The following is a 12,341-nucleotide window of genomic DNA, read 5'->3' on the forward strand; positions in this document are numbered from 1 at the left end:
CTCATCATTCTGTTTCGACAAGAATAAAGGAGCGGTCGGCGGCCTCGAGCAAAGTATCAGCGATCGGTCCATATGACAGCATCTCGCCGGCCCGTCGGCTGACGCCGAGCACGATAAGATTGAACCTGCCTCGGCGCGCCTGACGCAGGATCGACAGATCGGGTGCGCCGCTCGACTGGGTGATCTTTTCGACCGAAATGTCGTTGTAGCTCGCGATTTCGTCAATCTTCCTGAATGCGGCCAGATGCGCGTTGGCGATATCGCTCACACGCGGCGCCAATGACGCCTGTTGCGGCTCACGGATGTAAATCGCAGCTACGTGCGCGCCGCTGGCCTTGGCCACGACCAACGCGAATTCCGCCGCTCGCATGGACCGTTGTGTCCCGCTGATCGGCACCAAGATGCGCAGCCTTCCGTCATCGTCGGGCAAGGCGCCACGTTGCGAACAGATGGCAGTTGTTCCTTTGAACGACTTGCTCATCCTCGAAATTTTCTGGTCAAGACCTCCCTCGGGCGCTGCGGTGGGTTCGACCCCGACAAAGAGCATGTCATGACCCTTTTCGGCACTCTCGGCCAGCAGTGCTTCGAGGTCTCCGCTCGTCCCACTCGTTGTAACGTGAAGGTCGCCATCGATGGCGGCTTCCTGACTGCCGAGGCGGCCGACGGTTCGCTGCGCGCTCTCCCTCACTTGTTCGGCAATCGCCGTGGCGGTGTTATCGATTGTCCGTCCCGCTTCGTCCCTGTTGCCGCCGGATTGGGCTTCTGGGCCTTGGGGTTTTCCATCGATGTTCAACACGGTGATCGGCATCTTTCGCAAGGCAGTAAAATGGCCGGCAATGCGGGTCGCAAGGCCGCTGCTGACGGAATTGTCGACGGCAAGAAGGATGCGTTCAAATTTCGAGAGGAAGCTTTGCTCTTCGAATCCTTGACGGGCCAAACGATCACGCTCGTCCTCCCGCATCGGCAGCCTTGCAAGCGCCCAACGCAGCGATGGCGGCATGGCCATGGTCGTGACCACCGCCATCGTCACAATGACGGAAAACAGCCGCTGATCGAGAACCCCGATGGAAAGACCGATCGATGCGACGATGACCTCGGTGGAGCCGCGGGCGTTCATTCCGCAGCCAAGCGCGACGGCTTCCGGATTGGTAAAGTCGCTGAATTTGGCGCCGGCAAAGGCGCCTCCGAACTTTCCCAAGCTCGCAATCAGGATAAGGCCGAGCGCCAGGAGCAGGATGGCGGGATCGCTGAGAACGCCGAGATCCGTCTCCAACCCGGTCAGGCCGAAAAAGACCGGCATGAACAGCGCCGTTGTCAGCGCCCGAAGCTGGCTGTCGATCTGGCGGGTCAAAATCGGCGATTGACCGACCAGAATGCCGGCGACGAACGCGCCGAGAACCGTGTGCACACCGATTAGATCAGTGATGATCGCCATGGCGCCCATGATGGCGATGATGGCGCTAAGCACCGGCAGATCGCTTTTGAACTTATCGTGCGTCAGTCGGATGATTTCGAAGACGATGCGGCGCCCGATCGTGAAGCTGAACGCCATGAAAGCGAGCGTGCCGGCTACGCTCCTCACCAATATCCACAGATCGACGGCGCCATGTTCGGCAAGGCTGAACGTCACGGCGATGATCACCCAGCCGACGGTATCGTCGATGATTGCCGACGCGACGATCAATTGGCCGATATTGCGTCGCATGAAATCCATTTCCCGGACGACGGATGCCACGATCTTGACGGAGGAGATGGAGAGAGCCGTTCCAAGAAACAGCGCCGTCACCAGCCGCGCCTGCGGATTCGGCAACAGCGAGGCAGGGAGGAGCTCTCCCAGAGTAAAACCCGCGGCGAAGGGGATGAGAATACCGCTTAACGAAACGCCGAAGGCGGCGCGGCGCAGCCGGACCGCCAGGCCGAGATCCGTTTCCATACCGGCGAGAAGCAAGAGGAACAGGATGCCGAGCTGGGCAATGGCGTCGGTCATGCTTTTTTGTGCTTCCCCCGCCGGGAATAGCTGATGCTGAAGGTCAGGCCATAGAGAGCCGAATACAGATGGCCCGAGGAGGACACCGCCGATGATCTGACCCATGATGGAGGGCTGGCCGATGCGCACCATGAACTCGCCGAGCAATCGCCCGATGGCGACGAGCACGATGATCTGGACGAGAAACAGCGTTTCGGATGGCGCGTCCCGGTCGGCGACGCCTGCTGCCGAGGCCGAGGCTGCAACGAGGAGAAGCAGGACTGCCAGTGCAACTTGCCAATGCCAGGCGCCTTTCAGGCTCATCTGCACCGACTCCCTGGAACTCCGATCACCATCAGCCTCGAAGCGACATATTCGAGCGTGGCATCATTTCAATGTTCGACACCAAACAACGTTCCGAGGACTGGCAGGGCCACGGGTCTTTGCATGCGCGCAACGGCGGCTGCAATTCTGCAAACCGACGCATCGAGCCAACTCTTCTGGAGGCGAGCACGTGGCATTCAGACTTCAATCCACGCCGGTTATCTCCGGAGTGAAGGCAATGATTTTTTCGGATATCTGGCTGCCGTCTCCGCTGCTCGCAGCGAGCAGAAGCGCGGCGGCGACTTCGCCCATCTGACGCCGTGGCGAAATCGAGGTTGCGATCCTGACGGGGAGGGCGCTGGCGACATCCAACCCGTTGAATCCGGCGATCAGGATTTCCGCAGGGCTGGCAATGCCGAGTTCCAGGCAGGCAAAGGCGCCGCCCGTCGCCATGTCGTCGTTGGAATAATAGATGCAGTCGAGATCCCTGGTCGCGGCGAGCATCGACATCGACAGCCGCTTGCCGTGCGCCACCGAGGAATAGGCGGCGTTGAACCGCTCGTCCACGAAAGCAAGGCCGCTCTCACGCAGCACTTTCTCGAAGCCGGCTTTTCGCTTGCCGGCGCGCAGATCCCTGTCGATCGCGCTGCCGATATAGCCGAACCGCCGCCGGCCGGCCGCCAACAGCGCTTTTGCCATCTCTTCTCCGGCTTTGCCATGAGAAAGACCAACGTTGAAATCGATGGGCGTGCCGTCGAGGTCCATGATCTGGATGACGGGGATCGCGGCATTCTGCAACATTCTCACCGTTTCTGTCGGCTGATCGAGACCCGTTACAATGATGGCGGCAGGGCGCCAGGAGAGCATGTCGCGGATGATCTCGCGTTCCTTCGCCATATCGTAATCGGAGATGCCGAACACCGCCTGCATGCCTGATCCACGCAGCCCGGCGGAAATGCCCGCCAGCATCTCGGGAAAGACGATGTTGGACATGCTGGGAACGACGACGGCGACGAGGTTGGTGCGCTGCGACGACAGTGAGAGCGCCAGCCGGTTACCGACGTAGTTTAGCCGCTCGGCCTGCTGAAGCACTTTTTCGCGGGTCTCCTTGGAAACGTCGGCGGCGCCGCGAAGGGCGCGCGATGCCGTCATCTTGCTGACGCCTGCCGCAGCGGCAACCTCTTCCAGTGTGGATTTACGCATCGCACCGACCCCATCGTCGAACTGCCTCGCCAGCGGGCAACGTCAGACTCATAGGCTCTTTTCCAAAAAAGGAAAACACTCGCTACTTGACATGCACGGTAAAAATAGGCGTTGTTACCGATACCGGTATCGATACCAGCCATCGGAAACGGGAGAAAAGCCGTGCGGGAGACAGGGGAAGCCGTGGTCATCGAATCGAAGTCGATGGGCGCACAGGCAGCGCTTCGGAGGGTCCGACATCTGATTAACGTTCGATAGCGATGCGGATCAGGAAAGGTGACTTGACCCGCAGGTTGCAAACCTATCTGAATTCGATCGGGCATATGCCGATCGGGCTGGTTCCAGATCGCGGCGCGAGCCGGCCCGGGAGTGACCACAAGGACAATAAGACCAGTAGCGCGATCTTGACCGAAGAGACCGGCCGACGGGAGGAAGAGCCGATATGCATGTGATGATCTTGGGAGCAGCCGGCATGGTCGGCCGCAAGCTGGTCGAGAAGATTGCGCGCGAGCCGCTCGCTTTCGGCCGGCCCATCACCCGTCTGACGCTGGCAGATGCTTTTCAGCCGCCGGTGCCGGAGACGCTCCAGTCCGTCTCCACGACGCAGACAGTCGACCTTGCCGCCGCCGGCGTAGCTGACAGGCTGATCGAAAGCCGGCCGGATCTGATCTTTCACCTGGCCGCCATCGTGTCGGGGGAGGCCGAGGCAGATTTCGACAAGGGTTACGCCGTCAACCTCGATGGCACGCGCGCTCTCTTTGATGCGATCCGCCAGCTCGGCCTCAAGAGCGCCTATGTGCCGCGCGTCGTCTTTGCATCCTCGATCGCCGTCTTCGGCACGCCGTTCCCGGAGGTCATTCCGGATGAATTCTTTACCACGCCGCTGACGAGCTACGGCACCCAGAAGGCAATTGCCGAACTGCTGCTTGCCGATTATTCCCGCCGCGGCATCTTCGATGGCATCGGCATCCGGTTGCCGACCATCTGCGTGCGCCCCGGTGCGCCCAACAAGGCGGCCTCAGGTTTCTTCTCCAATATCCTGCGCGAGCCGCTGGTCGGTAAGGAAGCCATATTGCCGGTCAGCGACAGCGTCCGGCACTGGTTTGCCAGTCCGCGCGCGGCTGTCGGCTTCTTCGTCCATGCCGCGACGATCGATACGGCGAGGATCGGCGCGCGGCGCAACCTGACCATGCCGGGCCTTTCCGCGCTGGTCTCCGAAGAGATCGATGCTCTGCGCCGGGTGGCCGGCGACAAGGCGGTCGCCCTCATCAAACGCGTGCCCGATCCTGTGATCGAACGCATCGTCGCCGGCTGGCCGACCCAGTTCGATGCGACGAGAGCCTCTTCGCTCGGTTTCATGGCGGAAACGAGCTTCGACGAAATTCTGCAAGTGCATATCGAGGATGAACTCGGCGGGAGGATTGCGTGAGCGTATCGGCGAGCGGAGAAGCAAGGATCGCGCTTGTCACCGGCGGTGGCACCGGCGTCGGGCGTGCCATATCGCGGGGACTCGGCGCGGCCCGCTACAGGGTGGTGATTTCAGGACGACGGGCCGATGTGCTTGAAAAGGCGGCGCGCGAGCTTGGCAGCGAAACGGGGGCCGAGTTTTTCGCGGTTCCCGCCGATGTCGGCGATCCCGCTTCGGTGCGGGCTCTCTTCGATGCGATCGCGGAGAGATACGGACGGCTCGACCTCCTGGTCAACAATGCCGGCGTCACCGTACCGGGCGTACCGCTCGAGGAGGTTTCCTTCGAGCAATGGAACGCCATCGTCGCCGCCAATCTCACCGGCGCCTTCCTCTGCACGCAGCAGGCCTTCCGGCTGATGAAGAGCCAGAGCCCGCGCGGCGGCCGCATCATCAACAACGGCTCCGTCTCGGCCACGACGCCGCGCCCGAATTCGGCGCCTTACACAGCGACGAAGCATGCCATTACGGGCCTGACCAAATCCACCGCGCTCGACGGGCGCGAATTCGACATCGCCTGCGGCCAGATCGATATCGGCAACGCCGCCAGCGACATGACGACGAGGATCGCGGCCGGTGTGCTGCAGGCCAACGGCAGCATTGCCGCGGAGGCGACGATCGACCCGGCCCATATTGCCGACGCGGTCGTCTACATGGCAGGACTGCCGCTCAGCGCCAATGTGCTGACCATGACCGTGATGGCGACGAAAATGCCCTTTGTCGGGCGGGGCTAAGGCCTGCTGTCGCGGCCGAAGCGACATATATGCAGTTATGCAGTGCTCATGATCTGGGAGGAGGGAGTATGGCAAACGTTCAGTTCGCGGATGTCCGGAAATCGTTCGGCGCGCATCCCGTCATCAAGGGGGTGGACATCGATATCGCCGACGGCGAATTCGTCATCCTCGTCGGCCCCTCGGGCTGCGGCAAGTCCACACTTCTCCGGATGCTGGCCGGGCTCGAGAATATTTCCGGTGGCGAGATCAAGATCGGCGGGCGCGTCGTCAACACGCTGCCGCCGAAGGACCGCGACATTGCCATGGTGTTCCAGAATTATGCGCTTTATCCGCATATGACGGTGGAGCAGAACATGGGCTTCTCGCTCATGCTCAACAAATCGCCGAAGGCAGAAGCCGAAAAGCGGGTAAAATATGCCGCCGGCATCCTCGGTCTCGACAAGCTGCTCGACCGTTATCCGCGCCAGCTTTCCGGCGGTCAGCGCCAGCGCGTCGCCATGGGCCGGGCCATCGTACGCAATCCAGAGGTCTTCCTGTTCGATGAGCCGCTGTCCAACCTTGATGCGAAACTGCGCGTCGCCATGCGCGCCGAGATCAAGGAACTGCACCAGCGCCTGAAGACGACGACCGTCTACGTCACCCATGACCAGATCGAGGCGATGACGATGGCCGACAAGATCGTCGTCATGCATGACGGCATCGTCGAGCAGATCGGCACGCCGCTTGAGCTTTACGACCGCCCCGCCAATCTCTTCGTCGGCGGCTTTATCGGTTCGCCGGCGATGAACATGATCCACGGCAGGCTCGATCCTGAGAACCCCAGCCAGTTCGTCGCCGCCAACGGTACGCGGCTGCCGGTCGCCAAACCGCCTGCAAGTGCTGTGGGCCGCGACCTCGTTTACGGGCTGCGCCCCGAATATATCTCGCTCGATCCGAACGGTGTGCCGGCCGAGATCGTGGTGATCGAACCGACCGGCTATGAGACGCATCTGACCGTCCGCCTCGGCGGCAGCGATGTCAGCTGCGTCTTCCGCGAGCGTGTCGATGCGCGCCCGGGCGAAGCCATCCGGGTGGCGATCGACGCCAAACACGTCCATATCTTCGACGCCGAAGGCGGCATGCGATTGACCGACTGACGCCATCCGGCGGGATAAGGGGAGAGGAGGAGTCTCCCGTTCCGCCGGAGCGCAAGCATTCGAGGGGTGAGCCCCACGGGAGCGCAAACCTCCCTGGGGAGCTTGCGCCCCCGGGATGCCAGGCCGCCGTTCACCAAGCGGGAGGTGAATGCCGGAGAATTGCTCCCGCTGTTTCAATGAGGAGGAATCTCATGACGATCAAGAGACGTGAATTTCTTGCTGCATCGGCAGCCGTCGCCGGTGTCGCCGGCCTCGGCATCAAGCCGTCCTTTGCGCAGGCCGAACCGACCTACACGCCGGAAAGCGGCGCGAGCCTGCGTCTGTTGCGCTGGACGCCTTTCGTGAAGGGCGATGAGGAGGCCTGGCTTGCCAATACCAAGAAGTTCACCGAAGCCACCGGCGTGGAAGTGCGCATCGACAAGGAGAGCTGGGAGGACATCCGTCCGAAAGCCGCCGTTGCGGCCAATGTCGGCTCCGGTCCGGATCTCATCATGTGCTGGTTCGACGACGCGCACCAATATCCGGACAAGCTGGTCGATCTCACGGAACTCGGCAACTATCTCGGCAACAAGTACGAGGGCTGGTACGACGGCCTGAAGGGTTATGCCACCCGTGACGACAAGTTCATCGCCATGCCGCTGACGACGATCGGTAATGCCGTGGTCTATCGCGACAGCCATGTGAAGGCTGCTGGCTTCAACGAATTCCCGAACGATACCGCAGGCTTCCTCGAGCTTTGCAAGGCGATGAAGGCAAAGGGCACGCCCGCCGGCTTCCCGCACGGCAAGGCGGTCGGCGACGGTAACAACTACGCCCATTGGCTGCTCTGGAGCCATGGCGGCAAAATGGTCGACGAAAGCGGCACGGTGACGATCAACAGCCCGGAAACGCTCGCCTCGATCAACTATGCCAAGGAACTCTACGCGACCTTCATTCCGGGCACGGAAAGCTGGCTGGATGTCAACAACAACCGCGCCTTCCTCGCCGGCCAGGTATCGCTGATCGCCAACGGCGTCTCGGTCTATTACACGGCCAAGAACGATCCGAAGCTCGCCGAGATCGCAAAGGACATTCGCACGACGAACTTCCCGATCGGACCGGTCGGCAAGAGCGTCGAGCTTTTCCAGACGAGCTCGCTGCTGCTCTTCAAGCACAGCAAATATCCGGAAGCGGCCAAGGCCTACATCAAGTTCATGATGGAAGCTGATCAGATGAATGCCTGGATCCAGGGCTCCAGCGCCTATTGCTGCCAGCCACTCAAGGCCTTCGCCAAGAACCCGGTCTGGACCGCCGATCCGGTTCACGCGCCCTATGCGCGCGCCTCGGAAAAGCTGCGCCCGAACGGCTATGCCGGTCCGCTCGGCTACGCCTCGGCGGCAACCATGGCCGACTACGTGCTGGTCGACATGTATGCCGCCGCCGTCACCGGCCAGAAGTCGCCCGAGGACGCGATGAAGGAAGCCGAACGCCGGGCAAACCGCTACTACCGCGTCTGATCCGGAGCCGGGGACATGCGGCATGCCTGATATCGGCATGCCGCAGGCCTCTAAAGCGCGTCACATCAGATTTGATCCATGCGCCGCGCTTTAGTTCCTTGTTTTTACGCATGTCGTGGTCCCGGAACCGCTGCACACTTCCGGGCGACATGCATCAGGACTGAATGCAATCTGGAGACAAGCAATGTCGACCTTGAAATCCGGGGATACGCGCGGCCCCTCGCTGATGCAGAACAACAATGTGCTCGGCTTCCTGTTCATGCTGCCGGCCGCCGTGTTCCTTGTCTGCTTCCTCACCTATCCCCTGGGGCTCGGCGTCTGGCTTGGCTTTACCGACACGCGGATCGGCAGGGATGGCATCTTCATCGGCCTGGAGAACTATGAGTTCCTGGCCGATGACGCCGTTTTCTGGCTGTCGGTCTTCAACACCATCCTTTACACGGTCATCGCCTCGGCTCTGAAATTCGCGCTCGGCCTCTGGCTGGCGCTGCTCCTGAACCAGCACCTTCCGTTCAAATCCTTCTTTCGGGCGATCGTGCTGTTGCCCTGGGTGGTGCCGACGGTGCTTTCGGCGCTGGCCTTCTGGTGGATCTACGATTCCCAGTTCTCGATCATCTCCTGGTCGCTGATGAAGCTCGGGCTGATCAGCGCGCCGATCAACTTCCTCGGTGATCCCACAAATGCGCGGATATCGGTCATCGTCGCCAATGTCTGGCGCGGCATCCCCTTCGTGGCGATCTCGCTGCTTGCCGGCCTGCAGACCATTCCGGCTTCGCTGCAGGAGGCGGCCTCGCTCGACGGCGCGACGAGCTGGCAGCGCTTCCGCTATGTGACGCTGCCGATGCTGACGCCGATCATCGCCGTCGTCATGACCTTCTCGGTGCTTTTCACCTTCACGGATTTCCAGCTGATCTACGTGCTGACCAAGGGCGGACCGGTCAACGCCACGCATCTGATGGCCACACTCTCGTTTCAGCGCGGCATTCCGGGTGGCCAGCTCGGCGAGGGGGCGGCCATCGCGGTCGCCATGATACCCTTCCTGCTCGGTGCCATCATGTTCAGCTTCTTCGGCCTGCAACGCCGCAAATGGCAGCAGGGCGGCCAGGATTAGGGAGGAAAAAGATGTCGACCAATCTCAAAACGGCCGATGAGGTCCTGACCGACAATGCCGAGGGCATGAGCTATCTGAACCGCCTGCCGCGGCGCGTAGTGATGCTCTACCTGCCGATGGCGGTCTTCGTCTTCGTTCTGCTTTTTCCCTTTTACTGGATGGCGATCACCGCCGTGAAGCCGAACGAGCAGTTGACCGACTACAACAATTACAGCCCCTTCTGGGTGGTCGGGCCGACGCTCGACCACATCAAATACCTGTTCCTCGAGACGTCCTATCCCGGCTGGCTGTGGAACACGATGCTGGTGGCCGTGGGGTCGACGGCGCTGTCGCTGGTGGCCTCGGTGTTCGGCGCTTATGCGATCGAGCGCATCCGCTTCACCGGCTCGCGGCAGATCGGCCTCGTCATCTTCCTCGCCTATCTCATTCCGCCGTCGATCCTCTTCATCCCGCTCGCCTTCATCGTCTTCAAGCTCGGGATCTACGACTCGCGCCTGGCGCTGATCTTCACCTATCCCACCTTCCTCATCCCCTTTTGCACCTGGCTGCTGATGGGCTATTTCCGCTCGATCCCGTTCGAGCTCGAGGAAAGCGCGCTGGTGGACGGCGCCAACCGCTGGCAGATCCTGGTCAAGATCATCCTGCCGCTTGCGGTGCCGGGCCTGATCTCCGCCGGCATCTTCGCCTTCACGCTCTCATGGAACGAATTCATCTATGCGCTGACCTTCATCCAGTCCTCGGAGAACAAGACCATTCCGGTCGGCGTCCTGACCGAACTGGTGCGCGGCGACGTCTTCGAATGGGGATCGCTGATGGCCGGGGCGCTGTTCGGCTCGCTGCCTGTCGTCATCCTCTATTCCTTCTTCGTCGACTACTACGTGTCTTCGATGACGGGCGCGGTGAAGGAGTAGTGCGCAGACCCACTTATCAGCGTCGGGCAGGGCAAAGTTCTCTCCTGCGGACGCTGCCGCGGGATGAAAGGCAAGCTTCCGGACGATTCAGTAAGGAGACAGCAAATACGAGAGACCAGCGCGGTCCAACGCTGACCGACCCACACGTGTTTTCAGAGAGGAGCCACTCACCGATCTTACACCTTCGCGTCAGTCGAGAAAGTGCTTGCTGAAGGCCAGGTGCCGGAACACTCCTCGATCGCCGCACACTTCGATGGCATGGTCTACCATGCGCACATCCTTCACCCGTTCACCCGAAGGCCAGCGGATGGCGCCTATGGCATGCCTGACTTCGGTTTCCCCGTCCCGGATCAGGGTGAGGGCACCCGGACCTGAGAGATCGTCTTCGCTGGAGTGGCTGAGCAAGACTGCCGCTGCACTCTCCTCGACCCCCAAACAGCCAAAGTGGCGGCCAGACCAGGGAGGATAGTCGCGGCCACCGTTGGAATGCCAAAGGACCGTCATCGGCAAGTGGCGGGCATTCCGGAGAGACAGGAACAGATCCCCCTCGATCGGCCGCGTCACCGCCGTCCAGCCTAAGCTATGCTCTCGGGCTTCGATGCCGATGACGACGTCTTCATGCCGCGGGTTCCACGGGAACCGGGTGAGATCGACCGACCCGTCGGTTCCGGGAAATCGCTCGGGCGTGGTTGATCGCTCCGGATAGCGCAGGCCGGAACGCCCGCGCGCGGACTCGGCTTCGGGCGGTGCCGGCGGCGTCTCCCAGGCCGATTTGGGCGAGCAACTGATCAATCCGCCCTGAGGCAACGACACATTGGCATGGTTCGAAATGGCAATGCGGCCACTGCCGCCGGTAAAGACATGGCGCTGGTAGACGAACGGGTGCCCGTCTTCGATCTGGAGTTCCTTGCTGACGATCGCGCCGCAGACGGTGCATTGCAGCCTCGCCCGGAGCCGCGTCGCCTCCTGTTCGACGACCTCCCACGGCGAATTGGCCGTCCAGCCATGAAGGGGCGATCCTTCTTCACTGCCCGCGAAGGGGGCGCAGAAGAAATCGCCGCCGAGCGTCGCAAGATGCGGCGGTGTGCCGGGCGGCATCGCCTCGTCGGTGCCGACCCAGGGCGCACGGTGCAACGGAGTGATCTCGTGGCCTTCATCCTCCACTGTGAAGCCGTCGAGGAGACCGGATCGCGCATCGAAGCCGAAGCGGATTCCCTTGGCGCCGAACTCGATCATGCGGCGATATGTTCGCCGGTGATGATGTTTTCGACCTCCTGGATCGATGCGGTGGCAGGGCTTAGATCGTCGGCGACGACGGTGCCGCGCCGCATCACCACCATGCGGTCTACCACCTGGAAGACATGATGGATGTTGTGTGCGATGAAAATGCAGGAGTGGCCGGTGTCGCGCGCCTCGCGCACGAAGCGCAGTACGCCCTGGGTTTCGGCCACGCCGAGATTGTTGGTCGGCTCGTCAAGGACGATCAGGTCGCTGTCGAAATACATGGCGCGCGCGATGGCCACGGCCTGCCGTTCACCTCCGGAAAGCGATCCGATCGGGGTGGTGGGCGGAATATTCTTGGAAATGCCGACTCGCTTCAGAAGATCGGCGGCAACTGCATTCATCCGCTCCTGGTCCAGCCGGTCGAGGAAGCCGGGGCCCGTCCTGAGCTCCCGTCCAAGAAAGAGGTTGCGGGCGATGGAAAGCTGTGGGACCAGGGCGGAGTCCTGATAGATGGTCTCAATGCCGCTGCCGATCGCGTCGTTGGTACTGCGCAGTTGCACTTCGCGTCCCTTGATGAAGATCTGGCCGGATGTGTAGGGAACCGCGCCCGACAGAACCTTGATCAGGGTTGACTTGCCCGCGCCGTTATCGCCGAGAAGGCCGACGATCTCGCCCTTCCTTATGCTGAGGTTGACATCGCGCAAAGCGTGGACCCGACCATAGAATTTCTCGATGTGCCGCATCTGGACCAGGGTTTCGCTATCGCTCATC

General features: G+C 61.7%; 10 protein-coding genes. 6 read left to right on the plus strand and 4 right to left on the minus strand.

From position 1 onward, the window contains the following. Positions 1 to 4 precede the first annotated feature (4 nt). Both B5E41_RS10835 and B5E41_RS10840 read right to left on the minus strand, forming a co-directional pair. Positions 5 to 2,290 (minus strand): cation:proton antiporter domain-containing protein, encoded by a 2,286-nt coding sequence (locus B5E41_RS10835; RefSeq protein ID WP_088393458.1) that lies wholly within the window; start codon positions 2,288 to 2,290, stop codon positions 5 to 7. Positions 2,291 to 2,494: 204 nt separating this feature from the next. Continuing rightward, positions 2,495 to 3,493, minus strand: a complete 999-nt coding sequence (locus tag B5E41_RS10840; protein WP_088393460.1) for a LacI family DNA-binding transcriptional regulator — start codon at positions 3,491 to 3,493, stop codon at positions 2,495 to 2,497. 442 nt (positions 3,494 to 3,935) lie between these two features. On the opposite strand from B5E41_RS10840, the gene denD reads away from it, so the two are divergent. The 6 genes from denD to B5E41_RS10875 all read left to right on the plus strand — a co-directional run bounded on the left by denD (position 3,936) and on the right by B5E41_RS10875 (position 10,346). Further along, on the plus strand, positions 3,936 to 4,922 hold the full coding sequence (gene denD, locus B5E41_RS10850; RefSeq protein WP_088393464.1) for a D-erythronate dehydrogenase: 987 nt from the start codon (positions 3,936 to 3,938) through the stop codon (positions 4,920 to 4,922). Beyond that, on the plus strand, positions 4,919 to 5,692 hold the full coding sequence (locus B5E41_RS10855) for an SDR family oxidoreductase (protein WP_088393466.1): 774 nt from the start codon (positions 4,919 to 4,921) through the stop codon (positions 5,690 to 5,692). The genes denD and B5E41_RS10855 overlap by 4 nt, the downstream gene beginning before the upstream one ends. 68 nt (positions 5,693 to 5,760) lie before the next feature. Beyond that, positions 5,761 to 6,828 (plus strand): ABC transporter ATP-binding protein, encoded by a 1,068-nt coding sequence (locus B5E41_RS10860; protein ID WP_088393468.1) that lies wholly within the window; start codon positions 5,761 to 5,763, stop codon positions 6,826 to 6,828. Positions 6,829 to 7,019: 191 nt separating this feature from the next. After that, positions 7,020 to 8,324: an ABC transporter substrate-binding protein gene (locus tag B5E41_RS10865; RefSeq protein WP_064807389.1), complete on the plus strand. Its 1,305-nt coding sequence runs from the start codon at positions 7,020 to 7,022 to the stop codon at positions 8,322 to 8,324. Between the two features lie 184 nt (positions 8,325 to 8,508). After that, on the plus strand, positions 8,509 to 9,435 hold the full coding sequence (locus tag B5E41_RS10870) for a carbohydrate ABC transporter permease (RefSeq protein WP_064807391.1): 927 nt from the start codon (positions 8,509 to 8,511) through the stop codon (positions 9,433 to 9,435). A gap of 11 nt (positions 9,436 to 9,446) precedes the next feature. Beyond that, a complete protein-coding gene (locus tag B5E41_RS10875; RefSeq protein ID WP_064812401.1) occupies positions 9,447 to 10,346 on the plus strand; it encodes a carbohydrate ABC transporter permease in 900 nt (299 codons plus the stop codon). Positions 10,347 to 10,535: 189 nt separating this feature from the next. Here B5E41_RS10875 and B5E41_RS10880 read toward each other — a convergent pair whose 3' ends face one another. Together B5E41_RS10880 and B5E41_RS10885 are read right to left on the minus strand one after the other, a co-directional pair. Next, complete coding sequence (locus B5E41_RS10880) at positions 10,536 to 11,582, minus strand: hypothetical protein (protein ID WP_088393470.1); 1,047 nt, start codon at positions 11,580 to 11,582, stop codon at positions 10,536 to 10,538. Next, a complete protein-coding gene (locus B5E41_RS10885) occupies positions 11,579 to 12,340 on the minus strand; it encodes an ATP-binding cassette domain-containing protein (protein WP_088393472.1) in 762 nt (253 codons plus the stop codon). The genes B5E41_RS10880 and B5E41_RS10885 overlap by 4 nt, the downstream gene beginning before the upstream one ends. Position 12,341: the final 1 nt, after the last annotated feature.

The sequence above is a fragment of the Rhizobium esperanzae genome (genome assembly GCF_002204185.1).
Taxonomy (GTDB): Bacteria; Pseudomonadota; Alphaproteobacteria; order Rhizobiales; family Rhizobiaceae; genus Rhizobium; species Rhizobium esperanzae.